General features: G+C 60.3%; 23 protein-coding genes. 11 read left to right on the top strand and 12 right to left on the bottom strand.

Going from position 1 to position 23,921, the window contains the following annotated elements:
* Positions 1–52: 52 nt before the first annotated feature.
* Positions 53–1,453, bottom strand: coding sequence for a dihydrolipoyl dehydrogenase (gene lpdA, locus QOM08_RS28040; protein ID WP_076383184.1), 1,401 nt, complete (start codon positions 1,451–1,453; stop codon positions 53–55).
* Between the two features lie 166 nt (positions 1,454–1,619).
* Here lpdA and QOM08_RS28035 point away from each other — a divergent pair, with 166 nt between their 5' ends.
* From QOM08_RS28035 to cfaB, 5 genes are all read left to right on the top strand, one after another.
* Complete coding sequence (locus QOM08_RS28035; protein ID WP_316912382.1) at positions 1,620–3,581, top strand: protease modulator HflK; 1,962 nt, start codon at positions 1,620–1,622, stop codon at positions 3,579–3,581.
* On the top strand, positions 3,578–4,615 hold the full coding sequence (locus tag QOM08_RS28030) for a protease modulator HflC (protein ID WP_310663033.1): 1,038 nt from the start codon (positions 3,578–3,580) through the stop codon (positions 4,613–4,615). The genes QOM08_RS28035 and QOM08_RS28030 overlap by 4 nt, the downstream gene beginning before the upstream one ends.
* Positions 4,612–5,661, top strand: coding sequence for a protease modulator HflK (locus QOM08_RS28025; RefSeq protein ID WP_316912381.1), 1,050 nt, complete (start codon positions 4,612–4,614; stop codon positions 5,659–5,661). The genes QOM08_RS28030 and QOM08_RS28025 overlap by 4 nt, the downstream gene beginning before the upstream one ends.
* Positions 5,658–7,601, top strand: a complete 1,944-nt coding sequence (locus QOM08_RS28020) for a cation-translocating P-type ATPase (protein ID WP_316912380.1) — start codon at positions 5,658–5,660, stop codon at positions 7,599–7,601. Before QOM08_RS28025 ends, QOM08_RS28020 begins: the two co-directional genes overlap by 4 nt.
* Before the next feature lie 152 nt (positions 7,602–7,753).
* Entirely contained in the window at positions 7,754–8,941 is a 1,188-nt protein-coding gene (cfaB, locus tag QOM08_RS28015; protein ID WP_047226679.1) for a C17 cyclopropane fatty acid synthase CfaB, read from the top strand.
* Positions 8,942–8,956: 15 nt separating this feature from the next.
* Here the strand turns inward: cfaB and cls are convergent, their stop codons facing one another.
* Positions 8,957–10,396 (bottom strand): cardiolipin synthase, encoded by a 1,440-nt coding sequence (gene cls, locus QOM08_RS28010; RefSeq protein ID WP_316912379.1) that lies wholly within the window; start codon positions 10,394–10,396, stop codon positions 8,957–8,959.
* A 141-nt stretch (positions 10,397–10,537) separates the two neighbouring features.
* Here cls and QOM08_RS28005 point away from each other — a divergent pair, with 141 nt between their 5' ends.
* Positions 10,538–11,059, top strand: a complete 522-nt coding sequence (locus QOM08_RS28005; RefSeq protein ID WP_139048682.1) for a DUF3617 domain-containing protein — start codon at positions 10,538–10,540, stop codon at positions 11,057–11,059.
* 105 nt (positions 11,060–11,164) lie between these two features.
* On the opposite strand, the gene QOM08_RS28000 is transcribed toward QOM08_RS28005, so the two are convergent.
* From QOM08_RS28000 to QOM08_RS27980, 5 genes are all read right to left on the bottom strand, one after another.
* Complete coding sequence (locus tag QOM08_RS28000) at positions 11,165–12,040, bottom strand: metal ABC transporter substrate-binding protein (RefSeq protein WP_316912378.1); 876 nt, start codon at positions 12,038–12,040, stop codon at positions 11,165–11,167.
* A gap of 11 nt (positions 12,041–12,051) precedes the next feature.
* Positions 12,052–12,918 (bottom strand): metal ABC transporter permease, encoded by an 867-nt coding sequence (locus QOM08_RS27995; protein ID WP_316912377.1) that lies wholly within the window; start codon positions 12,916–12,918, stop codon positions 12,052–12,054.
* Entirely contained in the window at positions 12,918–13,586 is a 669-nt protein-coding gene (locus QOM08_RS27990) for a metal ABC transporter ATP-binding protein (protein ID WP_047226684.1), read from the bottom strand. Before QOM08_RS27990 ends, QOM08_RS27995 begins: the two co-directional genes overlap by 1 nt.
* Entirely contained in the window at positions 13,583–14,479 is an 897-nt protein-coding gene (folE2, locus tag QOM08_RS27985) for a GTP cyclohydrolase FolE2 (RefSeq protein WP_047226685.1), read from the bottom strand. Before folE2 ends, QOM08_RS27990 begins: the two co-directional genes overlap by 4 nt.
* Positions 14,480–14,606: 127 nt before the next feature.
* A complete protein-coding gene (locus QOM08_RS27980) occupies positions 14,607–14,999 on the bottom strand; it encodes a glutamine synthetase (protein WP_316912376.1) in 393 nt (130 codons plus the stop codon).
* Positions 15,000–15,160: 161 nt separating this feature from the next.
* On the opposite strand from QOM08_RS27980, the gene zigA reads away from it, so the two are divergent.
* Together zigA and QOM08_RS27970 are read left to right on the top strand one after the other, a co-directional pair.
* The gene (gene zigA, locus QOM08_RS27975) at positions 15,161–16,369 is read left to right on the top strand and encodes a zinc metallochaperone GTPase ZigA (RefSeq protein WP_188251890.1); all 1,209 of its coding nucleotides are present in this window, start codon (positions 15,161–15,163) and stop codon (positions 16,367–16,369) included.
* Positions 16,369–17,019 (top strand): DUF1826 domain-containing protein, encoded by a 651-nt coding sequence (locus QOM08_RS27970; protein ID WP_316912375.1) that lies wholly within the window; start codon positions 16,369–16,371, stop codon positions 17,017–17,019. Before zigA ends, QOM08_RS27970 begins: the two co-directional genes overlap by 1 nt.
* Here QOM08_RS27970 and QOM08_RS27965 read toward each other — a convergent pair.
* A complete protein-coding gene (locus QOM08_RS27965; RefSeq protein WP_316912374.1) occupies positions 17,016–17,369 on the bottom strand; it encodes an NADH:ubiquinone oxidoreductase in 354 nt (117 codons plus the stop codon). The two genes, QOM08_RS27970 and QOM08_RS27965, sit on opposite strands and share 4 nt — an antisense overlap.
* A 27-nt stretch (positions 17,370–17,396) precedes the next feature.
* On the opposite strand from QOM08_RS27965, the gene QOM08_RS27960 reads away from it, so the two are divergent.
* On the top strand, positions 17,397–18,362 hold the full coding sequence (locus QOM08_RS27960; RefSeq protein WP_316912373.1) for a CobW-like GTP-binding protein: 966 nt from the start codon (positions 17,397–17,399) through the stop codon (positions 18,360–18,362).
* A 12-nt stretch (positions 18,363–18,374) separates the two neighbouring features.
* Here the strand turns inward: QOM08_RS27960 and QOM08_RS27955 are convergent, their stop codons facing one another.
* On the bottom strand, positions 18,375–18,797 hold the full coding sequence (locus tag QOM08_RS27955; RefSeq protein ID WP_047226690.1) for a DUF3301 domain-containing protein: 423 nt from the start codon (positions 18,795–18,797) through the stop codon (positions 18,375–18,377).
* A gap of 119 nt (positions 18,798–18,916) precedes the next feature.
* Here QOM08_RS27955 and pdxY point away from each other — a divergent pair, with 119 nt between their 5' ends.
* Complete coding sequence (gene pdxY / locus QOM08_RS27950) at positions 18,917–19,789, top strand: pyridoxal kinase PdxY (protein ID WP_139048674.1); 873 nt, start codon at positions 18,917–18,919, stop codon at positions 19,787–19,789.
* Between the two features lie 39 nt (positions 19,790–19,828).
* On the opposite strand, the gene QOM08_RS27945 is transcribed toward pdxY, so the two are convergent.
* Positions 19,829–20,314, bottom strand: a complete 486-nt coding sequence (locus QOM08_RS27945; RefSeq protein WP_047226692.1) for an acyl-CoA thioesterase — start codon at positions 20,312–20,314, stop codon at positions 19,829–19,831.
* 255 nt (positions 20,315–20,569) lie between these two features.
* Here QOM08_RS27945 and QOM08_RS27940 point away from each other — a divergent pair, with 255 nt between their 5' ends.
* The gene (locus QOM08_RS27940) at positions 20,570–22,333 is read left to right on the top strand and encodes a cation:proton antiporter (protein WP_139048673.1); all 1,764 of its coding nucleotides are present in this window, start codon (positions 20,570–20,572) and stop codon (positions 22,331–22,333) included.
* 22 nt (positions 22,334–22,355) lie between these two features.
* Here QOM08_RS27940 and QOM08_RS27935 read toward each other — a convergent pair whose 3' ends face one another.
* Positions 22,356–22,763 (bottom strand): SMI1/KNR4 family protein, encoded by a 408-nt coding sequence (locus tag QOM08_RS27935; protein WP_003187120.1) that lies wholly within the window; start codon positions 22,761–22,763, stop codon positions 22,356–22,358.
* A 138-nt stretch (positions 22,764–22,901) separates the two neighbouring features.
* Positions 22,902–23,777, bottom strand: a complete 876-nt coding sequence (locus QOM08_RS27930; RefSeq protein ID WP_047226694.1) for a Tim44 domain-containing protein — start codon at positions 23,775–23,777, stop codon at positions 22,902–22,904.
* Between the last annotated feature and the right edge of the window lie 144 nt (positions 23,778–23,921).

Below are 23,921 nucleotides of genomic sequence, written 5' to 3'. Positions count from 1 at the left end.
GATACGCGGGGAGCAAGCCTTGCTCCCCGCGTGTTGTGGATAAGTTCACGCATTACATCTGTGTCGCCATCCCTTCCACATTCATCGCCGCCTGGCGCAAGGCTTCCGAGCGGGTAGGGTGCGGATGGCAAGTCAGCGCGATGTCCTGGGCTGAGGCGCTGAACTCCATGGCGACGCAGTATTCCCCGATCATCTCGCTGACGCTTGGCCCCACCAGGTGTACGCCGAGGATTTCATCGGTCCGTTCATCGGCCAGTACTTTGGCGAAACCTTCGGTCTCGTGGTTGATCTTGGCCCGGCTGTTGGCCGTGAACGGAAACTTCCCGACCTTGTAGGCGCGGCCTTCAGCCTTGAGCTGTTCTTCGGTCTTGCCGACGCTGGCCAGTTCTGGACGGGTGTAGATAACGTTGGGGATCAGATCATAGTTGACCTCGCCGGCCTTGCCGACGATCTGTTCGATGCAGGCCATGGCCTCGTCTTCCGCCTTGTGGGCCAGCATCGGACCGGATGTCACGTCGCCGATCACCCACACGCCGGGCGCTTCGGTGCGGTGGCCCTTGTTGGCGAGCAGGCCGCGTTTGTCGGTGCTGAGGCCGACGTTCTCAAGCCCCAGCCCCTGGGTATACGGCCGACGGCCAATGGCGACCAGCACATAATCTGCATCCAAGAGCTGCGTCTCGCCGCCCGCTGCAGGCTCAACCTGCAATTGCACGCCGCTGGCCGAAGACGTGGCGCCGGTGACTTTGGAACTCAGTTTGAACTGGATGCCTTGTTTGCCCAGGGCCCGTTGCAAGGTCTTGCCGGCCTCGCCATCCACGCCAGGACAGACGCGATCGAGGTATTCCACCACCGTGACCTCAGCGCCCAGGCGCCGCCAGACCGAACCTAGTTCGAGGCCGATGACGCCTGCGCCGATCACCACCAGATGACGCGGCACTTCACTCAAGGACAATGCACCGGTGGAGTCGAGGATGCGCTGGTTATCGATCGCCACACCCGGCAGGGGAGTGGGCTCGGAACCGGTGGCGATGACGATGTCCTTGGCGCTCAGTGTGGTCTTGCCGCCGTCTTCACCAGTGACCGTCACTTTGCCGGGCCCGTCGATGTGGCCCCAGCCCTTGATCCATTCGACCTTGTTCTTGCGAAACAGGAACTCGATACCCTTGGTCAGGCCTGCCACGCTCTCGTCCTTCTGCTTCATCATTTGAGCGAGGTTGAGGGTGGGGCTGACTTCGATGCCCAGATTGGCGAATGGCGTTCCCATGGCCGCTTCGTACAGCTCCGAGGCGTGGAGCAATGCTTTGGAGGGCATGCAACCGACGTTCAGGCAGGTGCCGCCCAAGGTGGCTCGGCCCTCGACACAGGCGGCCTTCAAGCCCAACTGTCCGGCGCGAATCGCCGCGTTATACCCACCGGGGCCACCGCCCAGAATGATCACGTCGTAGTTGCTCATGGCGCTTCTCCCGCTCTGCTTGAGAAAAATTATGATCGTAATATGTGCGTTCTCGAATATCTCGGTCAAGGGCCAGGGTCGAGAATTTGCAAGAAGGTGCTCAAACATAAATTTCACAAGAGTCGTTATAAGGTAACGATATGTAACAGAGCCGCGTCGGGGTGGTATGCAAATCGATCTTGATGTCGAGGGGGCAGAGGTAGCCCAGTTGCCGCGGTTCCAGCAGGCGCTCTTTCAGGGGCGTCGCTTGAGGCGGATCGCCTTCGGGTTGGGTGGCGTAGCGAGCCTGGGTCTGGTGGTGGCGTTTTTCATCGGGTTGTTCTCGCCGCAGTCGATGTGGCCGCCGCTGCTGGTCAGTCAAAGTGCCGGAGTATGGGTGCTGGTGGCGGGTCTGCAATCGGCCTGGTGGATCACCCAGTGGCGGGGCATGGCGCTGATGCCGGTTATGGATATCCCGGTTTCTGAAACCCCGCCAGTGGATGACCATGGCTGGTATGAGCGCCTGCTGGATCGAATCAGTGTCCGTTGGATCGCCCTGCTCAAGCACATCGGCGGCCCCACATTGTGGCTGCTCGGTTGGGCACTCCTGGTGCTGTTCAGTCTGGAGCAAACCTGGAACCTGGAATTACCTGCGACCGAGCTCGGCGTGTCGGCCAGTGTGGGAGCGGTGCTCTCTTTGCTGCTGGCGTTCGGGTTGTTGGTATTGGAGCGTCAGTGGGTCCAGCAATCCCCTCAGCAATGGCCGGAGGCCCAGGCGCTGGCTCAGCTGACCCGGGTGGCGATTGTCGTACTGGTGCTGGGCGCCTTGTGCGTGCTGTTCGCCGCACAAACGTCCATCTGGCCGGTGCGCCTGGCCGTGCTGATGGGGGTGCTGCCGGCTCTGGTGGCGGCGGAATTGTTACTGCGCGCATTGCTGTCGTTGTTCAGCCCGCGCCGGGATTCCCTGGAGCCATCATTGCTGGGCCGAAGTGTCATCGCCGAGTTGCTGCGCTGGCCGCCACAGCCGTTGTCGGCGCTGCAACATGAGCTGCACAGTCATTTCGGTATCGACTTGCGTCAGATCTGGGCGTTCAACTACATGCGTCGCGCCTTTTTGCCGGTGCTGGCGCTAGTGTCCTTGGTGGGGTGGCTGCTGACCGGCGTGCATGAGGTTGCGTTGCAAGGGCGGGGCATCTACGAGCGTTTTGGTAAACCGGTGGAAGTATTCGGCCCTGGCCTGCAAGTCGGCTTGCCGTGGCCGTTGGGCAGGGTGTTGAACGTCGAGAACGGCGTCGTGCATGAACTGGCCACCAGCGTCGGCGGCAACCGGATGGTTACCGAGGCTGATTCAGCGGAAGGACCGGCACCCGCGGCTGCCAATCGATTGTGGGACGCCAGTCATGTGAACGAAAAATCCCAAGTCATTGCCAGCCGCCGAGCCGACCAGCAGAGCTTCCAGATCGTCAATATGGACGTACGTTTCATTTATCGCATCGGCCTTACCGACGCGGCGGCACTGGCGGCCACCTACAACAGTGCCGATGTGCCCGCGCTGATCGGCAGCACCGCCAGCCGCGTTCTGGTGCATGAGTTCGCCTCGCGGACGCTCGATGGTTTGCTGGGTGTCGATCGGGTCAGTCTGGCGGATGAAATCGGCCGTGCAGTACAGGCTGACTTGCAGAGGCTCGACAGCGGTGTGGAAATTCTGGCAACGGTGGTCGAAGCGATTCATCCGCCGGCCGGCGCCGCCAATGCCTATCACGGCGTGCAAGCGGCGCAGATTGGCGCCCAGGCCCTGATCGCCCGGGAGCGTGGTGCCGCAGCGCAGCAGACTAACCAGGCGCAGTTGCAAGCCAGCATCGTCCATGACCAGGCTCAAGCCACCGCCCGAGAAATCAATGCGACCGCCCAAGCCGCCGACTTGCGCTTCAACGCCGAACGCCAAGCCTACGCAACGGCTGGCCATGCTTTTGTGCTGGAGCAATATCTCAGCCAGCTAAGCCAGGGACTTGGCAATGCAAAGCTGCTGATTCTCGATCATCGCCTGGGGGCTGGGAGCAACGCACCCACCCTCGATTTGCGTACGTTCACGCTGCCGGCGGATCCCGCGTCGCCGCCTAACCCGGTCCAGCCAGGAGCTGCCCATTGAGCCAGTCTTCTTCACATGATCACCATGATCATCCCGGTCACGCTCATGCCGGCCACCACCATCACCATGGGCATCATCACCATCATGACGATCCACATGTGGCCGGCCCGTTTCCTTGGGGCCGGATGGGCTGGGCGGCGCTGCTGGTGGCGTTTGCTATCGCTGCCGCCAGCCTGGTGCAAGTGCGCTCGGGAGAGGCGACGGTCATTACCCGTTTCGGCAATCCGGCGCGGGTGCTGCTGCAACCGGGTTTGAACTGGCGCTGGCCGGCACCGTTCGAAGCGGCGATCCCGGTGGACCTGCGATTACGCACCACCTCCAGCGGGCTGCAGGACGTGGGTACCCGCGACGGATTGCGGATCATTGTTCAGGCCTACGTCGCGTGGCAGGTGCAGGGTGACCCGCAAAACGTTCAGCGCTTTATGCGTGCGGTGCAGAATCAACCGGATGAAGCTGCACGGCAGATTCGCACGTTCGTTGGTTCAGCCTTGGAAACCACCGCCGCCAGTTTTGATTTGGCCAGCCTGGTCAACACCGATGCCAGCCAAGTGCGCATCGCCGATTTCGAAGCTCAGTTGCGGCAGCAGATTGATCAACAATTGCTCAGCACCTACGGCGTTCGGGTGCTGCAAGTTGGCATCGAGCGCTTGACCTTACCGTCGGTGACGCTGGCTGCGACGGTGGACCGCATGCGCGCTGAGCGTGAAACCATTGCTACTGAGCGCACCGCCATTGGCAAGCGTGAAGCGGCGCAGATTCGTTCTGCCGCAGAGCGTGATGCGAGGATTCTTCAGGCCGATGCAAAGGTGAAAGCGGCTGAGATCGAGGCGCAGTCCCGTGTTGAAGCTGCCGGGATCTATAGCAAGGCATACGCCGGGTCCCCCCAGCTCTACAACCTTCTGCGCTCTCTGGACACCTTGGGAACAATTGTTTCCCCGGGTACGAAACTGATTTTGCGCACCGACGCCGCACCGTTTCGCGCCTTGGTAGAGGGCCCTCCATCCGTGGAACGTTTAGGTGGAACACGGCCATGAGTTTGGTTCCACGTGGAACAAATGCGTCCAGTCCGTGGATTCAGGCCGGACGGCTAGCCTTTCTGGCGCTCTATGCCGTCACGGTTTTAGCCGCGCTGGCCTGGGCATTTTCAAATGTGCGACAGATTGATCCGCAGAGTCGTGCAGTGATCCTGCGTTTCGGCGCCCTGGATCGAGTCCAGAATGCCGGCCTTTTGCTTGCTTGGCCTCGTCCGGTGGAACACGTGATCTTGCTGCCGGCGGCGGATCGGGTCCTGGAGCGGCGGGTGGAAAACTTGCTGCGTTCGGATGCGGCTTTGCAGGCTGACCGCGTCGCCAGTTTTGCCTCACCGGTCAGCGATGCGCTGGCCGGTTCTGGCTATCTATTGACCGGTGACGCGGGAGTGGTGCAGCTGGATGTGCGGGTGTTCTACAAAGTCAGCGAGCCCTATGCCTTCGTTGTACAGGGCGAGCATGTGTTGCCGGCGCTGGACCGATTGGTCACCCGCAGCGCCATAAGCCTTACTGCAGCACGGGACCTGGATACGATTCTCGTGGCTCGTCCCGAATTGATCGGCCGCGATAACCAGGCGGCCGAGCGCCGTGAACGCTTGCGCAGTGATCTGCTCCAGGGCATCAATCGACGCTTGGCCGATCTTGCCGCGACAGGGCAGGGGCTAGGGATCGAGGTGGTGCGCGTCGATGTGCAATCGAGCCTTCCGGGCGCTGCGGTGAGTGCGTTCAATGCGGTACTGACCGCTAGCCAGCAGGCGGACCAAGCCGTGGCAAACGCCCGCACCGAAGCCGAGAAACTGACCCAGACCGCCCGCGAGGACGCCGATCGTGCCCTTCAGATTGCCCATGCTCAGGCCACTGAACGGCTCGCCAAAGCCTCGGCTGACACTGCCACGGTCCTCAGCCTGGCGAAGACTCAGGAGAGCGATCCTCAGATGTTGCTGCGCCTTTATCGCGAACGTATACCCGGCATTCTTCGCCAGGCCGGTTCGGTGACAACGGTCGATCCGCAAGACGATTCCCGCCTGATCATTCAGGGAGCTGAGCAATGAACGCCGAGACCCTCACCGCGCCCATGTTGTCTTCCAGCGAACAGCGTACGGTTGCGCGGCAACTGACGCTGGCGATGATTGCCCTCGGTCTGCTCGCGTTGGGTCTGGTATGGCACGGGTGGGCGCCGGAGCAGAACGCTGTCAGCCAACTACTGTGGGGGGCGGCCTCCGTGTTGGTGGCTGTACCGGTGATGCGTTCGGCCTGGTACAGCTTGCGATATCCGAGCCTGCATGGCGTCACCGATCAACTGATTGCCCTGGCCATGCTCGGCGCTTGGGCCACGGGGGATTTGCTGACGGCTGCGCTGTTGCCGATCATCATGACCTTCGGTCACGTGCTGGAGGAGCGCAGCGTCCTCGGTTCCCAGGAAGCCATCGATGCCCTCGCTCAACTGACCCGAAGCCAGGGGCGCAAGGTTCAGGCCGACGGCTCGATAATCGAAGTCGACAACGCCACGCTCCGGCCCGGCGATGTGGTGGAAGTGCGCGCCGGTGATCGGGTGCCGGTAGATGGCCGGGTCCTGTCTGGCCAGGCCAGTCTCGACACCGCGCCCATTACGGGTGAGGCGGTGCCGTTGGAGGCGGTGGTGGGCACTGAGGTCTTTGGGGGCGCGATCAACCTCGATGGCCTGCTACGCCTGGAAGTGACTCGCACGGGGGATGAGTCGACGCTGGGCAGAGTCATTGCCCTGATGCAAAACGCCGAGCGTTCCAAACCGCCCATCACCCGGTTGCTTGAACGGTACGCCGCCAGCTATCTGGTGCTGGTGTTGCTGTTGGCGGCGGTGACCTGGTTCGTTACAAACGACGCCCAGGCGATGCTGGCGGTGTTGGTGGCAGCGTGTCCTTGCGCACTGGTCCTGTCAGCTCCGGCGACGGCGGTTGCCGGCATCGCAGTCGCGGCGCGTCATGGAATCCTGATCCGTAGTGCGGCCTTCCTGGAGGAACTGGCGGACCTGACCTCGCTGGTCGTCGACAAAACGGGCACGCTTACCCACGGCATCCTTCGCCTGCAATCCATCGACAGCGTCCGCGAGCATGAATCCTTTCTGCTGCCATTGGCCGCCAGCCTCGGTTCGGCCAGCAGCCATCCGGTCAGTCGTGCGTTGGCTGGGTTGGTGGCGCCGGAAAAATATCTGCCGCTGACCGAAATCCACGAACACCAAGGGTTGGGTGTGGTGGCGATGACCGACCAAGGTGAGGCGGCTCTTGGTCGGGCTGAGTTGTTCGCCCGGTTGGGGATCGAGACTTCGCCGATCCCTGACCATGACGGACCTATTGCCGGCCTGGCCTTGGGTGGAACGTTCATCGCCTGGCTGTTGTTGGCCGACAGCACCAAGCCGGAAGCGCGCCAGGCCATGGCTGAGTTGCGGGCGCTGGGCCTGGGGCGCCAGTTGTTGCTGACCGGGGACCGCCAGAGCGTAGCCAACAGACTGGCGCGGGAAATCGGTATTGGCGAAGTGCAGGCTCACGCTTTGCCTGAAGACAAACTTAAACGGGTCATGGCCGAGATCGACCACGGCTTGCGACCCATGGTGGTGGGGGATGGCATCAATGATTCCCTGGCGCTCAAGGCCGGAGTAGTGGGCATAGCGATGGGGGCGGGTGGCTCGGACATCGCGCTTGCGTCGGCGGACATTGTATTGATCGGCAGTGATCTGCGCCGCCTCGGCACCTGCGTGCGCCTGAGTCGTCGATGCAGGCGCACGTTGCAGGTCAACGTGATCATCGGGTTGGGTTGGACGCTGGCGATCATCGCTTTCGCCGCATTCGGTTGGCTCGGCGCGGCGGGGGCGATGATCGCGGCATTGCTGCATAACGTGAGCACGTTGCTGGTCTTGGGTAATGCCGGGCGTCTTTTGCGGTTTCAGGAACCGTTGTTGAAAATCGAGACCCTCGACCAAACGGGAATTTCGGCGAACTGTAGGCCATACTCATAGTCAGCTACGCAGAGGGTGTACCCCTTCAGGGAGTTACTGGTTAGAACAGTAGATGTGGAAGGCGATAGAAAAAGGCTATAAATTCGATAGCCTGCTATTTTTCTAGGATGGTCTACCCTCATTTCAGTCGTCTGAAACAAGGGGGATATCTCATGCTCGCGCAACTTCCACCGGCCTTACAGAATCTGCATTTACCGCTTCGGCTGCGGCTCTGGGACGGCCATGAGTTTACGTTGGGTGCCGACCCCAGCGTCACGATCGTGGTCAAGGACCCACAAATGGTCGCGCAATTCACCCACCCCAGTCTGAACGCGCTGGGTGCGGCGTTTGTAGAAGGCAAGCTGGAACTCGAAGGTTCGATCAACGAAGTCATTCGCGTCTGTGATGAACTGAGTCAGGCGCTGATGGAAGACGATGGCGCGAATCAACCCGTGCGTTCAGTTCATGACAAGGAAACCGACGCCAAAGCGATTTCCTATCATTACGACCTTTCCAACGCGTTCTATCAGCTGTGGCTCGACAGCGACATGGCTTATTCCTGTGCCTATTTCGAGACCGGTAGCGAAACCCTCGAACAAGCCCAGCAAGCCAAATTCCGCCATCTGTGTCGCAAACTGCGTCTGCAACCCGGTGATTATCTGCTGGATGTGGGGTGCGGATGGGGTGGTTTGGCCCGTTACGCTGCCCGGGAATTCGGCGCCAGGGTCTTCGGCATTACGCTCAGCCAGGCGCAACTGACCCTCGCTCGGGAACGGGTCAAGGCGCAGGGGCTGGAGGATCAAGTGGAGTTGCAGTTGCTCGACTATCGGGACCTGCCCCAGGACGGTCGCTTCGACAAGGTGGTCAGCGTCGGCATGTTCGAGCATGTCGGTCATGCCAATCTCCAGCAGTACTGCAAAACGCTTTTCGGCGCGGTTCGCGAGGGTGGCTTGGTGATGAATCATGGCATCACCGCCAAGCACACTGACGGTCGCCCGGTCGGACGTGGCGCGGGCGAGTTCATTGAGAAGTATGTGTTCCCAAATGGCGAGCTGCCGCACCTGTCGATGATTTCCGCCCAGATCAGCGAAGCGGGGTTGGAGATTGTCGATGTGGAAAGCCTGCGCATGCATTACGCCCGCACGCTCGATCATTGGAGTGAGCGGCTGGAAGATAACCTTGAGGCCGCCGCCAAAGAAGTGCCGGAGCAAGCGCTGCGGATCTGGCGGCTTTATCTGGCCGGATGCGCCTACGCATTCGCCAAGGGGTGGATCAACCTGCACCAGATCCTGGCGGTGAAGACGCACGCCGATGGCAGCCATGAATTGCCTTGGACTCGCGACGACATCTATACCCCTTGATCAGATGTGTGCCACTTAGAGTATCGGGGAAATAAGCCGGGCGATCCGCATGCCGATCTTCTGCAGGCGGTGGGTCTCCCGGCTTTCCTGTTTGTCTATTTCCAGCGCTTGGGCGAAGTCGTCCTCGAGCATCTGCTCGACCTGGGCGGCGAACGAAATATCCACGGTCAGTAGCATCACCTCGAAGTTGAGCCGGAACGAACGATTGTCCAGGTTGGCGCTGCCGATGGCGCTGATTTCCCGGTCAATCAGCACGACTTTCTGGTGCAGGAAGCCCGGCTCATAACGAAACACCCGCACGCCGGCCCGTACGGCTTCGAACGCGTACAGGCTCGACGCCGCGTAGACGACCTTATGGTCCGGGCGTGAGGGCAGCAAGATGCGCACGTCTACCCCGCGCAATACCGCCAGGCGCAACGCAGCGAATACCGCTTCATCAGGAATGAAGTACGGCGTGGTGATCCAGACACGTTCGCTGGCCGCATGGATCGCTTCGACAAAAAACAGTGAACAGGTTTCGTACGCGTCGGCCGGGCCGCTGGCCAGCAACTGGCAGAGTACGCCATCATCCGGGTACGCGTCCGGCAGGATGAGCGGCGGCAATGAGCGGGCCGCCCAGAACCAGTCTTCAGCAAACGACTCTTGCATGCTCGCCACGACGGGCCCGCGTACTTCCACATGGGTGTCGCGCCATGGCGCCAAGGGCGGCTTTTCACCCATGTACTCATCGCCCACGTTATGGCCGCCAACGAAACCCAAGACGCCGTCCACCGCGACGATTTTGCGATGGTTGCGAAAATTGACCTGGAATCGGTTGAGCCAGCCGCTACGGGTGGCGAAGGCTTTGACATGGACCCCGCCATCACGCAAAGCCTGGACGTAGCGGTGGGGCAGGGAATGGCTGCCAATGCGGTCATACAGCAGATACACCGCAACACCTTCGGCGGCTTTCTTCAGGAGCAGCGCTTTTAGACGTTGACCGAGGCGGTCGTCGTGGATGATGAAAAACTGAATCAGCACGGCTTCCCGGGCCCTCTCAATGGCCTCGAAAATCGCCTCGAATGTGGCGAAGCCATTGATGAGCAAGCGCACCTGGTTGTTCGCCAGGCACGGCGTGCGGCCCAGCTTGGGCATCGCCCGTAACGAGGCGTAGGCCTCAGAGGCGCGGGCGGCGAGGGCTTCTTCGACCCATGGCCGCCAGTTCAGCTCGGAAACCGCTTTGCGCATTTCTTCGTTGGCTTGCCGGCGCGCCTTGATATAGCCGTCGAACGTGCTCCGGCCGAAAACCAGGTAGGGAATCAATGTCAGGTAGGGGATAAATACCAACGACAGGGCCCAGGCGATGGAACCCTGAGCGGTGCGCACCGTAAGCACCGCGTGAACGGCGGCGATGGAACCCAGAGTGTGAAGCAGTGCGATCAGGTAACCGAAAACATGCGGGCCGAAGTAATCCATGGGGCAGCCTTGCTCCTGAAGTTTCAATGCTTAACAGACCATGTTCCACGACGGATGTCGCTAATTAATTCACTCCTGCCGAGCCTGAACCGAAGCCTGTGGGAGACGTCTAACGGCCACCTGTCCTCTGGAGTGCTTGTGATGAAAGTTTGTCTGCTGGGTTTGGCCCTGACGGTTGGTTTGTCGGTTTCTGTGGCGGCTCAGGCGCAGATGCTTCAACCAGGGTTGTGGGAACTGACTACAAGCAATATGAAGGTCGACAACCAGAATCTGCCGGACCTGCAACTGATTCTTGGCCAACTGCAAAACCAGATCACCCCGGAGCAACGGGCGATGCTGGAAAAGCAGGGCATCACCATGGGTGGCAAGGGTATTCGCGTATGCCTGACCCCGGAGCAGGTCCAGACCAATGACATTCCGCTGCAAGACCCGCAATCGGGGTGCAAGCAGCAGATCACCGAGCGCACCGGCAATCAGTGGAAGTTTCGTTTCAGTTGTCCGAAAGCCCAAGGCAATGGGGTGGCAACATTCCAGAGTGATCGGGAATTCACTACGGCGGTGAACGGCACATTCAATGCCACCGGCATCCAGCAGAACGGCAGCCTGGACACTCGCGCCGTGTGGCTGGGGCAGGATTGCGGGACGGTCAAGCCGAGGGCTTGAATCCAGCTCTGGCGTACATGACCTGGTTGATCTGTGGCAGCAAGGCTCGTGCGCGTCGCGAGCAAGCTTTGCTCCCACGAAAGTTCGTTCAAGGACGCTTGCAAATCATGGCCGGCGCAACGCGTCGTACAACGTATTCAGGTTGTACTCGAACAATCCGATGAAGGTACTGGCCGGTCCGCTGGCCGCCAGCGCATCGGAGTACAGCGTGCCGCCGATGTGCGCACCGCTTTCAGCCGCTATCTGCTTGAGCAGGCGCGCGTCCTTGATGTTCTCCATGAACACGGCTTTTACTTTCGCTTGGCGTATCTGGGTAATCAGCGCCGCGACATCGGCGGCCGAGGGCTCCCGTTCAGTGGACAACCCCTGTGGCGCGATAAACTCGATGCCATAGGCCTGTCCCAGGTAGCCGAAGGCATCGTGGGACGTCACGATCCTGCGATTGCCCGGTGGCAAGGCACCAAGCTTGACCTTGGCATCGGCGAGCAGCGCATAGATCTTTTTCAGATACGCCTGGCTGTTACGTTCGTAGTCGGCCCTGTGGGCCGGGTCGGCGGTCTCCAGCGCCTTGGTGATGTTCCTGACGTACAGCTCGGCGTTTGCCAGGTTATGCCAGGCATGCGGGTCGGGGACGGTCTCGCCCTCTTCATCCAGCGAACGAGGAATAACGCCGCGACTGGCGCTGATCACCGGTGCGCTGGTTTCGGTGCTGGTGACCAGGCGATCCAGCCACGGTTCAAAACCCAGACCATTCTTGATGATCAGTTTGGCGCTGAGCAACGCCTTGGCGTCGTCTGGGGTGGGTTCGTAAGTGTGAGCATCCGCGTCCGGCCCCACCAGGTTGGTGATCTGGATATGCTCGCCGCCGACCTCTTGGGTCATGTCGGCAAGGATGCTGAAGCTGGTCACCACTTGGAGCTTTTCGGCGGCAGACGTGGATAAGGACAGCATCAGACTGAACAGCACGAGCAGAACGCGCATCGGGAAACACCTCATTGGGATGTGAGTAAAGGCGGGCGACGCAGCAAACCGTGCACCGGACCGAACACTACGGACAGCAGATACAGCGCGCCCGCCACCAGTACGATGGCTGGCCCGCTGGGTAGCGAGAAGTGGAATGACAACAGCAGTCCGAGCCACACCGACACACATCCAAGCAGCGCCGCGACTCCCATCAGAACCGGCAAACGGCGGCTCCAGAATCGTGAAGCGGCAGCCGGCAACATCATCAAACCGACCACCATCAGTGCGCCGATGGCCTGGAAGCCGATGACCAGGTTCAGTACGACCAAGGTCAGAAATACGCCATGGGCCAGAGGGCCCAGCCGGCTGACGGTTTGCAGGAAAAGAGGGTCCAGGGTGTCGAGCAACAGCGGTCGGTAAATCAGCGCCATCGCGAGCAGGCTGACCCCCGAAACCCAGAGCATGCCGGTAAGTGTCGGGCCATCTACCGCCAGCGCGGAGCCGAACAACAGGTGCAGCAAGTCCAGGCGTTTGCCGGCCATACCAAGAATCAACACACCGGCGGCCAGGGAAATGGGATAGATCGCCGCAAGGCTGGCGTCTTCCCGCAGACCGGTGCGACGGGTAATCCAGGCTGCCAGCCCGGCCATGCTCAAGCCTGCACCGAGTCCGCCCAGCGTCAGGGCTGGCAGGCCCAGCCCGGCGAACCAGAAACCCAGTGCGGCTCCGGGCAAGATGCCATGAGCGACGGCGTCGCCTATCAGGCTCATGCGTCGCAGAATCAAAAACACCCCAAGCGGTGCCGTGCTGCACGCCAATACCAGGCCGCCCAGCAGTGCCCGGCGCATGAAGACAAATTCCTGAAAGGGTTGCCAGAGGTGGGTGGCCGCGAGCATCAGGCCACCTGCGTGAGGGGTTGTTGGGTAATCAAATCGACACTGCGGCCCAGCGTGCAACCGGCCTGGCTGACCAATAGTGTATGAGGAATATGTTGGCGAACCGCAGCGAGATCATGACAAACCACCACCAGGGTGCGGCCTTCGGCATGCCAGCCGTGAAGGTGTTTCCACAGTAGCGCCTGGCCTTGCTCGTCGAGGGCGGCGTGGGGTTCGTCGAGCAACAACAGGGGCGCTTCGGCCAGACTCAAACGGGCGAGAAGGGCGCGTTGCAGCTCGCCTCCCGACAACGCCATCAACGAGCGATGCTCCAGGCCATCCAACGCCCAGTCTTGCAGTACGGCTTTCAAGCGATGGCGGCGCATCGCTGGCGTGTGTCTGCTACCCCAGGATCCCGCCGCCACCAGCTCTTGCAAGCTGATTGGAAATTGCCGATCCAGATGTTGCTGTTGCGCCAGAAACGAGACGCTGCCGCGACGTGGAACATCCAGCACGACTTTGCCGGATAGAGGTTTTTGCAGGCCCGCCAGCACTTTCAGCAGGCTGCTTTTGCCCGCACCGTTGGCTCCGACGATGGCCGTCAGGCTTCCCGCCGGCCGCTCTATGTTCAACGGGGGTGTGAGGGGGTGGCCCGGGGCGCCCCAGCGCAATGACTGGCAACGAATCACAGTGCCTCCCTGACCCAACGGCTTTGTGCCACAGCGTCATGGGCATGCAAACTTTCGGCGTGCACCACTCGCACATCGAGGGAGGCGATATCGGGGGATCGCCTCAAAGCCATGCTCAGCCGCCGCGCGGCGTCTTCACAGAACATTAGGTTTTGACCATTGGCGAGGGCGAAGGCTTGTTCGTCTGCCCGTTTCACGGCGGTTTGTACGGCCGTGCCCAGGGCTGCTTCGGCTTCGTTGATGAGCGACAGCAGCGGCAATTCGTCGACGTCGCTGTTCAGTCTCAGCTTCACCGTGGCCGTGCTGCGTTGACTGTGAGGCGTGGCGAGGATGCCTTTTGATGAGCCTAGCCAGGCCAGGACTCCGGCGTGCTCGAGCGCTTTATTGGCAAAGTCGTCTACAAATTGCTGCTGGATTAACTGACGAGCGAGCGCGGCCGAGCAAGGGCAGGTGGACGAGTAGGCAATCTGAATGGTCAGTTCCACGTGGAACACATCATTTTTCAGGTGGGCCTCGATGCTGACCGGATAGCGCTTCCAGCCAGCCAGTGGGCTGACTAGCGCAGGGCGCTTGAACAGTAGATCGGTACAAATGCTCAGCGAGGCGGCGTCGGACAGACCGGCGTGACTGTCGAGGAATTGCTGGAGGATTCGGCGTAACAGCATGGGAGACAGCGCTGCGCTTTCGAGCAGCTCCAGCGCCAGGTACAAGCGTGACATATGGATGCCTCGGGCTTCACCGTCGTCAAGGCTGACACCGGCATCAGCGATCGCGTTAAGACGCTGACCGTCGATCAATACGGGTACCGCGATGCCGCACATGCCTACCCAGTCAAGGGGCAAGGCCTGGCGCGAAGCCTGCGCGGCAACGTCCGGCAGAGTGAACGCATTCATATTCAAGGTCCGTCATAGGTACACAACAAACGTTATACTATAACATTGTGTTCGACGAGCACTAGTTCATGAATGCAGTTTCATTTTGCTGGGTGTGAGGGCTTTTCGTACCGTTCCACGTGAAACATCAGCGTGGTGCGTCCTGGCAACCGCTTATGCGTCCGCATAAAAATTTCCCAGTGCTTCCACCCGAGCTCGAGAAACGATTGATTGTCGTCCAGCCGACGCACCGACTGTATCCCACCCAGGTCTCTCCGTCAGAAGCTATTCCGGTAAAGAACGTCAGCTGGCCATAGCGGCTAGTGGTTTGTGCCCAATAGCGGCGGCCATTTACTTCAAATCCACGGAGATACAGGGTGTTTCCGGCCGTCATGACGCTGTAAGCATTACCTTGCCCATCGACACAGGCCAGTAAATTCGCGCTGCGAGTGCAGTTTGCCAACATAGGGCTCTGGGCTGAAGCATCTAGCGCCAATAGCAGCATCGGGCTTGCGAATACGAATTTAAGAAAACTGCGCATGTTTTTACTTCAGACCGGTTGAGCCGAGAGGCTGGTTAAATGTTGTTGTTATACTATAACATTAAAAGGCTTAGACCTTGAACCGAACCCAAGCCTGAAGAAAAGAGCCGCGACATGCATTCAACCGCATCAGCGCGGCCCGCCCGATGAGGATATACCTGGTGCCCAATCGTCTCCCTGTAACCGTGCTGTCCGGATTTCTCGGCGCCGGTAAAAGCACACTGCTCAATTACGTCCTGCGCAATCGCGACAACCTGCGCGTCGCGGTGATCGTCAACGATATGAGCGAGATCAACATCGATGGCAGCGAAGTCCAGCGAGATGTCACCCTAAGCCGGTCTGAAGAGAAGCTGGTGGAGATGAGTAACGGCTGCATTTGCTGCACGTTGCGTGAAGACCTGCTGGAAGAAGTCGGCCAGCTCGCCAGGGAAGGCCGTTTCGACTATCTGCTGATCGAGTCCACGGGGATTTCCGAACCCTTGCCGGTGGCGGAAACCTTCACTTTTCGTGATGAACAAGGCCGCAGCCTGGCCGATGTGGCACGGCTGGACACGATGGTAACGGTGGTCGATGGGGTCAATTTCCTGCTGGATTTCCAGGCGGCCGAAAGCCTCGCTTCACGCGGCGAAACCCTGGGGGAGGAGGATGAGCGTTCCATTACTGATCTGTTGATTGAGCAGATCGAGTTCGCCGATGTGATTCTGATCAGCAAAATCGACCTGATTGGCCGTCACGAACGGGAGGAGTTGATCGCGATTCTGGAACGGCTCAACGCCCAGGCGCAGATCATTCCCATGGTCATGGGCCAAGTACCGCTGGAAAAGATCCTCGACACAGGCCTTTTCGACTTCGAGCGCGCGGCTCAAGCACCGGGCTGGCTGCAGGAGCTGCGCGGTGAGCACGTGCCGGAAACCGAAGAATACGGCATCGCTTCGGCAGCTTACCGGGCGCGCCGGCCGTTTCATCCCCAGCGTTTTTTCAGTTTTATCGACCGTCCGTGGACCAATGGCAAGCTCCTGCGCTCCAAGGGCTTCTTCTGGCTGGCCAGCAAACATGAGGAAGCGGGCAGTTGGTCCCAGGCCGGCGGCTTGATGCGACATGGATTCGCCGGGCGCTGGTGGCGGTTCGTGCCGAAAAGCCAATGGCCGCAAGATGAGGAAAGCAGCGCAGCCATCCTGAAAAACTGGCTTCCCACCACCGGTGATTGCCGGCAGGAGCTGGTATTCATCGGCCAGAATATCGACTTCACGCAACTGACCGCCGAGCTGGATGCTTGTCTGCTCAGTGACGCGGAAATGGCCCTAGGTGTCGACAGTTGGCGTTTGCTGCCGGATCCGTTCGGCCCTTGGCATGACGAGGCCGCAGCGTGATGCTGGCGCCCAGTCCGAAGCGGGAAGTGCCGGTACGCCAGGTTCAGGGCGATACTCCGCGGATCCTGACGCACATTCTGGACGACGATACCAACCTGGCGGTCTGGCAACGTCAACTGCCGGCGCACATCAGCGATTTTGCGGCAATGGTGCTTTCCATGGATCAGCCTCTGGCCGAATCGCGGGTGCTCGACCTGCCGCACGAGGACGCGCAACCGGCACTGGACGGTCTCGCCGCAGGCTTTGGCGATCTGCACGGCTATGAAGGCTTCATCACCGATGTCTCCTGGCTGGTCAGTGCGTTTGCCTGCCTGCTGGGCGCCAAACGTGTCGGCCTGCGCCTGCGAACGCTGGACAAGGCCATGTGCCCGCGTTTTCACGTCGACCATGTGCCGGTACGGCTGATCGCCACGTACGCTGGCGTGGGCAGCCAGTGGCTAAAGGAAGGTGTGATGGATCGTCGATGTCTGGGGCAACCTGACGCTGAACCGGGTGACCCGCATGCGGTTCAGCAGTTTGCCTGTGGCGATGTGGCGCTGCTCAAAGGCGAGAAGTGGCATGGTAATGAGGGCATGGGCCTGATCCATCGCTCGCCGCAGCTGGCGCCGGGGGAGCGGCGATTGATCCTGACTCTGGACTGGCTCGCTTAAGGTTTGAGCCAGTTGCCCTGACTTTGTCCTTCACAGAACGGCTGCAAATAGGCCGCATCGGTGGCTACGCCGTAATAGTGAATATCCTGGCGGTAGGGCATATTGGCGACCTGGGCATTGCTGCAGATGCCAAACGCGCCGCCAGGGCATTGATCGACGTACTGTACCTCGACTTTTTGTCCGGCAAGGTTTGGCTGGCAGAAGCCGTCGGCGAACAGTTTCTGCGGAATATTGCGGTTCTGCTGGCAGACTTTTACATCGAGCCGTTCTGCCTGGCTATGCACGACACAAGCCTGGGCCAGCGCCTGGTTCGACGTCAGCGCCAATAAAAAACAGCCAATCAACCGCATGTTCACCTCCCTCGAAAGCCGCCGATTATGTTGCAGAACATTCCCACCCACGTCATCGCAGGCCCTTTGGGGGCTGGCAAGACCAGCCTGATCAAGCAATTGCTGGCGCAGCGCCCGGCGAATGAGCGCTGGGCGGTGCTGATCAACGAGTTTGGTCAAATCGGCCTGGACGCGGCGTTGCTGACCCAGACTGCCGATGGTATCGCACTGGGCGAAGTGGCCGGGGGCTGTTTGTGTTGCGTCAACGGCGCGCCATTTCAGATCGGCCTCGCTCGTTTACTGCGCAAGGCGCGCCCGGATCGACTGTTTATCGAGCCCTCCGGCCTGGGCCATCCGGCGCAGTTGATGCGGCAACTGAACGAAACGCCATGGCTCGGCGTGCTGGCGGTTCAGCCTTGCGTGTTGGTGCTCGATGCCCGAGCGATGGTGGATGGCACGCCGTTGCCCGACGCGCAGCGGCAAACTCTGGCCGATGCAGGGTTGGTGGTGCTGAACAAATCCGAGCACCTGAGCGAAACCGAACGCCTGGGCATCATTGCGCAACTGCCGGAGATTGCCTTGTACTGGACCCGACAGGCTGTGATGCCGATCGATCGACTGCCAGGTCTTGCGGCTCGCGGAAGCGGGGCTGTGGCTAACGTGAATCTACCCAAGGACGTGGGACAGATGCCGGCCGTCTGGACCGACCCGACATCGCCCATCTGCCTGTATCAGCAACAGGAAGGCGGCTGGAGTATTGGCTGGCGCTGGCATCCGAGTCAGCGACTGGACACGGCGACGTTGACGCGCTGGCTGCAAGGCTGGGGCTGGAAGCGGGCGAAGATGGTTATCCACAGCGCCGATGGCTGGGTTTCAGCCAATGCGCTGGAGGGCGCGACGCTGCGGTGGCAGGCCAGCGAGTGGCGCCAGGACTCACGAATCGAATTGATTTTTGATGAGCCTCAAGACGTGGCAGCGCTGCAAGCCGGCCTGGCGAACTGTCGGTGCCCGTGAGTCAGCCTTGCTTCAAGGCTTCCACTTGTTGTGTTCCTGGCGCCACTGACTCAACTCGATGACTTCGGCCCTCGGCCTGGTCTGGACCGGTTCGATCGGTGTCGGCGCTGACTCTTCGAACGGCATGGGGTAAGGCGCCAGCTCGATTTGCGCGCTGTGGGCCCCGAACTGGGTAATGGTGCCCGAATGGCGCGATTCACCCGTGACGGTGAATTCGAAGTTATAAATACGGGCCAGGCGCCGGCGTCCGCTGGCGTCTTTGACGAACCCAATCTTTTTCAGCGCCACGTTGCCGTCCAGCAGCTCGATCTTGAGGTTGGCGCAATGTTGCATGACCCTCGCCAACGCTCGTTCGCGCAAACCATGGTTGTGCCACAGCCAGGCGCCGGCGGTAGCCAACAGCATCAGCACGAAAATATTTCCAAGGGTCAGCATGAACGAAGTGCTCCTACAAGTTGCTGTCAGCTTAACTGTGTCCCCGGTCTGTCGTACAGGTTGCGTTTAGTCGCATACTGCGCGGCTTGAATTTCATTCGTTTTACGGAAACATCCCGCATGAAACGTACCCCTCATCTGCTTGCCATCCAGTCCCACGTGGTCTTCGGTCACGCCGGTAACAGCGCTTCAGTCTTTCCGATGCAACGGGTGGGGGTGAACGTGTGGCCGCTCAACACCGTACAATTTTCCAATCACACTCAGTACGGACAGTGGACCGGCGACGTGCTTGCCTCTGAGCAGATACCGGCATTGGTAGAGGGGATCGCCGCAATCGGCGAGCTGGGCAATTGTGACGCGGTGTTGTCCGGTTACCTGGGCAGCGCCGCCCAAGGGCAGGCGATTCTGGCGGGCGTGGCGCGAATCAAGGCGTGCAATCCCAAGGCAATTTATTTGTGTGATCCGGTCATGGGGCATCCGGAGAAGGGTTGCATCGTGGCGCCCGAGGTGAGCGATTTTCTCCTGGAGGAAGCGGCTGGTGTGGCGGACATCATGTGCCCGAACCAGCTGGAGCTGGACAGTTTTTCGGGACGCAAGGCGCAGTCGCTGCTGGACTGCCTGGCCATGGCTCGCGCGCTCCTGACCCGCGGACCCAAAGCGATACTCGTCAAACACCTGGCCTATCCGGGCAAGCCGGAGGACAGCTTCGAAATGTTGTTGGTAACCGCCGACAGTAGCTGGCACCTGCGTCGTCCATTACTCGCATTCCCTCGTCAGCCGGTGGGGGTGGGAGACCTGACCTCGGGGCTGTTCCTGGCGCGAGTGGTGCTGGGAGACAGCCTGGTGGCGGCGCTCGAATTCACTGCCGCAGCCGTGCATGAAGTACTGCTGGAAACCCAGGCGTGTGCCAGTTACGAGTTGGAACTGGTACGCGCCCAGGACCGGATCACCCATCCGAGGGTAAGGTTCGAAGCTGTACCGATCAGCCTCTGATCAACGCGAATCCCTGTGGGCGCGAGCCGGGCGGATCTGTTAAGGGCCGTCGGCTTTGATTTCCTGATAGCGCCTCTCCAGCTCCTGGCGAATTTGCCGACGCTGCTGGGCTTGTTCGTAACGGCGTTTTTCTTCGCTGTTCTGCGGTTGCAATGGCGGGACGGCGGCGGGTTTGCGCTGGTCGTCCACCGCAACCATGGTGAAGAAGCAGCTGTTGGTGTGGCGCACCGAGCGTTCACGAATGTTTTCGGTCACGACTTTGATGCCCACTTCCATTGACGTGTTACCGGTGTAGTTCACCGACGCCAGAAACGTCACCAGCTCGCCGACATGAATCGGCTCGCGGAAAATCACCTGGTCAACCGACAGCGTCACTACATAGCGCCCGGCGTAGCGGCTGGCGCAGGCGTAGGCGACTTCGTCGAGGTACTTGAGCAGGGTGCCGCCATGCACATTGCCAGAGAAGTTGGCCATATCGGGGGTCATCAGCACCGTCATCGACAGCTGGGCGTTTCCGGGTTCCATAACGTACTCACGGTTCAAGGCAGCAATTTCGGGAGTGCACCTCTGCGGGTGCTGGAAGGTTTTCAAACTACCAGTATCGGGACGCTGCGCCTGTGGCAGCCGTCACGCTCCGGTGGATCTGTTTCCATATATTGCACTGTCTTTTTGTCGGAAGTCGCGGTGGTACCCTTCAAAAGCCCCTTGCGAGGGTATTTCCTACAAAGGAAACGGACTCGTCCAGCTCTGTGATGAGTCATTTGAACAGGGAGCCCCACCATGCATGCCATCAGTTTTATTCAAGACCTGGCGATCATCATGATGGCAGCGGGGCTGGTCACGGTACTCTTTCATCGTTTCAAACAACCCGTGGTGCTGGGTTACATCGTTGCAGGCTTCATCATCGGCCCGCATACGCCGCCTTTCGGTTTTATCCATGACGAAGAGACGATCAAGACCCTGGCCGAGTTGGGGGTCATCTTCCTCATGTTTTATCTGGGCCTGGAGTTCAGCCTGCGCAAGTTGTTCAAGGTGGGCGCCACGGCGTTCATCGCGGCGTTTCTCGAAATTGTGTTGATGATCTGGATCGGCTACGAAATCGGGCGCTGGTTCGACTGGAACACCATGGACTCGTTGTTCCTCGGGGCGATCCTGGCCATCTCCTCGACCACCATCATCGTCAAGGCTCTCAATGATCTGAAGATGAAGAACGAGCGCTTTGCGCAACTGATCTTCGGGGTCCTGATCGTCGAAGACATCCTGGGCATCGGCATTATCGCCTTGCTGTCGAGCATCGCTGTCAGCGGGACGGTCAGCTCCGGCGAAGTGTTCTCCACGGTCGGCAAATTGTCGTTATTCATGATTGTCGCCCTGGTGATCGGCATATTGCTGGTGCCCAGGCTGCTGGCTTACGTGGCGAAGTTCGACAGCGACGAGATGTTGCTGATCACCGTGCTGGGCCTGTGTTTCGGCTTTTGCCTGCTGGTGGTAAAGCTGGAATACAGCATGGTGCTGGGAGCGTTTCTGATCGGCGCGATCATGGCCGAGTCGCGGCAGTTGCTGAAAATCGAACGGTTGGTGGAGCCGGTACGCGACTTGTTCAGCGCAATCTTCTTCGTCGCCATCGGCCTGATGCTCGATCCGGTCATATTGCTCCAATACGCTTGGCCGATTGCCGTGATTACCGCCGCGGTGGTGCTGGGCAAGATGCTCTCTTGCGGCCTCGGTGCTTTTATTGCCGGCAACGACGGGAGGACCTCGCTGCGAGTCGGGATGGGCCTTTCGCAGATCGGCGAATTTTCCTTCATCATCGCATCGCTGGGGATGACCTTGCAGGTCACCAGCGATTTCCTTTATCCGGTAGCGGTCGCGGTTTCGGTACTGACCACTCTGCTGACCCCGTACCTGATCCGGGCCGCCGACCCTTTATCGGTCAGGCTGGCTGCCGTTATGCCACAACGGCTGTCGAGGGTACTGGGAATGTATGGCGAGTGGCTTCGCAGCATTCAACCCCAAGGGGAGGGGGCGCTGGTGGCCGCCATGATCCGGCGGATTTTGCTGCAGGTGGGCATCAATCTGGCGCTGGTCATCGCGATTTTTATCGCCGGTGGCTACTTTGCCGAACAGATGTCGGCCTATCTGCAAGCCTGGATCAGCGACCCGAGTTGGCACAAAGCACTGATCTGGGGCGGGGCGTTGTTGTTGTCGCTGCCGTTTTTGATTGCCGCGTATCGCAAGCTCAAGGCGTTGTCGATGCTGCTGGCGGAAATGGGCGTGAAGCCGGAGATGGCCGGCCGTCACACCCAGCGCGTGCGTCGAGTGATCGCAGAAGTGATCCCGATCCTCTCGCTGCTGATGATTTTCCTGCTCTTGGCAGCCTTGTCGGCCAGTATTCTGCCGACCAACAAGTTGCTGGTACTGATCGCGGTGGTGGCCACGGTCGTGGCGGCATTGCTCTGGCGCTGGTTCGTCCGCCTGCATACGCGGATGCAGGTGGCCTTGCTGGAGACCCTGGACAATCACAAGGAATCGTCCGGGCATTGACCGGCGGCGGACGTGCGGCGGATCAGCTTTCCAGCCAGACGTCCCGGGCCCAGTGCCAGACCGATTCCCAGGTTTCTTCGGCAATCAGCTCTTCTTCGGCCTGCCACAACACCACGGTCCCGTCTTCTTCGACGCAGTAGTAGTCGTCGCCGTCCTGGCAGATCGGGATCAGGCTACGGTCGACACCGGCATCCCAGGCATTGGCGGCCACATCTGGCAGATAGGTGTGGGACTGCGGATCGGTGACGGTCACGGGTTCCAGGCTGCCGTAGACAACATCGCTGACCGTCAGCAAAAACTCTCTGAATACGAACGGAATATCGATGAACAGCTGCTCTTCGATCTCCACCAGCAAGTCTTCGTCAGGTAACTCCAGTGGAACCGGCACGGGTTCGTTGGCTTCACGCAATTGTTCGATGATTTCTTCCACGTCCGGGATCCTCTTTCTCGATGGCGCGGTTTATATGGAGCGGTTTATACAGTAGCTCGCTATAGATGCAACCGCGAAATAGAAAACCCCGGCCTGAGCCGGGGTTCTTTTATTTCAACATGCAAAACGCGCAGAGGTTCAACCGTTCTGGCGGATACCGGCCACCAGCCAAGGCTGGTCATCGCCCTGGGGACGTTCCATGTTCCAGCTTTCGCTGAACGCTTCGCCTTTGTCGAAGCGCGAGTCCTTCGACACACCGCTGAAGGTCAGGGTGGCGATGGTCTTGTCGGCGCGATCATCGACACCGTCCAGCTGTACTTGCAGATTGTCGATGTAGGTCGACTGGAAGCCATCGCCCAGTTCGGCCCGCTCGCGCTTGAGGAATTCCAGCAGTTGCGGGGTCACGAACTCAGAGATCTTGTCCATTTCGTTCGCATCCCAGTGTTGCTGCAGGGACATGAAATGGTTGCGCGCCGCTTCGATGAAGCGCTCTTCGTTGAACCAGGCTGGCGCGTTGATCACCGGACGAGCAGCCACGGGTGCTGCCGAACCGCCGAAGATCGAACCACTGGCCGGTTGCTGGTTGAACACCTCACGTTGCATCGGCGCATGACCGGCCGGAGCCAGTTGCTCCTGCTGCTTGCGACGACGGGCGGCAATGAAGCGGAAGACCAGGAAGGCGATGACCGCCATGATCAGGATGTCGAAGATCTGCATGCCCTGGAAGCCGTCGCCCATGAACATGGAGGCGAGCAGGCCACCGGCGGCGATGCCGGCCAGGGGGCCGAGCCAGCGCGAAGCACCGCTGGCTTTGGTGGCGGCGCCAGCCGCACCGGCCGCGCCCGCAGTAGCCGCGGTAGAGCCGGCCGCAGAGGACGGCGCCATCTGGCTGGTCTGGTGGGTCGGGGCAGCGCCCGAACTTTTACCACCGCCAAAGCGCTTGGCGGCATTGGCGTCGATGGCCATCGTCAGGCCGATGCACAACGCCATGGCGATGCTAAGAAAACGTTTCATATAAGGGCATTCCCATTTGTGGATAGCACGCGCGCCATGTTGCACAGGTGAACTGTTGCTGGCTAGCGGCAGAGTGTTTCGGGCTTTTGCGTGACAGGTTAGGTTCAGCTTCAGCCGCGCAAGAGGGCTTGTTGGCTTTTGGCT

The organism is Pseudomonas sp. P105, assembly GCF_032614175.1.
Lineage (GTDB): Bacteria > Pseudomonadota > Gammaproteobacteria > Pseudomonadales > Pseudomonadaceae > Aquipseudomonas > Aquipseudomonas rhizophila.
The sequence above is the reverse complement of the archived record's forward strand: the minus strand, read 5'-3'. Positions and strand labels throughout refer to the sequence as shown.

Bases quoted from the DNA above. Each gene is read 5' to 3' on its own strand.
- lpdA (WP_076383184.1), bottom strand. From the start codon at position 1,453: ATGAGCAACTACGACGTGATCATTCTGGGCGGTGGCCCCGGTGGGTAT.
- QOM08_RS28035 (WP_316912382.1), top strand. From the start codon at position 1,620: ATGCAAATCGATCTTGATGTCGAGGGGGCAGAGGTAGCCCAGTTGCCG.
- QOM08_RS28025 (WP_316912381.1), top strand. From the start codon at position 4,612: ATGAGTTTGGTTCCACGTGGAACAAATGCGTCCAGTCCGTGGATTCAG.
- QOM08_RS28020 (WP_316912380.1), top strand. From the start codon at position 5,658: ATGAACGCCGAGACCCTCACCGCGCCCATGTTGTCTTCCAGCGAACAG.
- cfaB (WP_047226679.1), top strand. From the start codon at position 7,754: ATGCTCGCGCAACTTCCACCGGCCTTACAGAATCTGCATTTACCGCTT.
- cls (WP_316912379.1), bottom strand. From the start codon at position 10,396: ATGGATTACTTCGGCCCGCATGTTTTCGGTTACCTGATCGCACTGCTT.
- QOM08_RS28005 (WP_139048682.1), top strand. From the start codon at position 10,538: ATGAAAGTTTGTCTGCTGGGTTTGGCCCTGACGGTTGGTTTGTCGGTT.
- QOM08_RS28000 (WP_316912378.1), bottom strand. From the start codon at position 12,040: ATGCGCGTTCTGCTCGTGCTGTTCAGTCTGATGCTGTCCTTATCCACG.
- QOM08_RS27995 (WP_316912377.1), bottom strand. From the start codon at position 12,918: ATGCTCGCGGCCACCCACCTCTGGCAACCCTTTCAGGAATTTGTCTTC.
- folE2 (WP_047226685.1), bottom strand. From the start codon at position 14,479: ATGAATGCGTTCACTCTGCCGGACGTTGCCGCGCAGGCTTCGCGCCAG.
- QOM08_RS27980 (WP_316912376.1), bottom strand. From the start codon at position 14,999: ATGCGCAGTTTTCTTAAATTCGTATTCGCAAGCCCGATGCTGCTATTG.
- QOM08_RS27970 (WP_316912375.1), top strand. From the start codon at position 16,369: ATGCTGGCGCCCAGTCCGAAGCGGGAAGTGCCGGTACGCCAGGTTCAG.
- QOM08_RS27965 (WP_316912374.1), bottom strand. From the start codon at position 17,369: ATGCGGTTGATTGGCTGTTTTTTATTGGCGCTGACGTCGAACCAGGCG.
- QOM08_RS27960 (WP_316912373.1), top strand. From the start codon at position 17,397: ATGTTGCAGAACATTCCCACCCACGTCATCGCAGGCCCTTTGGGGGCT.
- QOM08_RS27955 (WP_047226690.1), bottom strand. From the start codon at position 18,797: ATGCTGACCCTTGGAAATATTTTCGTGCTGATGCTGTTGGCTACCGCC.
- pdxY (WP_139048674.1), top strand. From the start codon at position 18,917: ATGAAACGTACCCCTCATCTGCTTGCCATCCAGTCCCACGTGGTCTTC.
- QOM08_RS27945 (WP_047226692.1), bottom strand. From the start codon at position 20,314: ATGGAACCCGGAAACGCCCAGCTGTCGATGACGGTGCTGATGACCCCC.
- QOM08_RS27940 (WP_139048673.1), top strand. From the start codon at position 20,570: ATGCATGCCATCAGTTTTATTCAAGACCTGGCGATCATCATGATGGCA.
- QOM08_RS27930 (WP_047226694.1), bottom strand. From the start codon at position 23,777: ATGAAACGTTTTCTTAGCATCGCCATGGCGTTGTGCATCGGCCTGACG.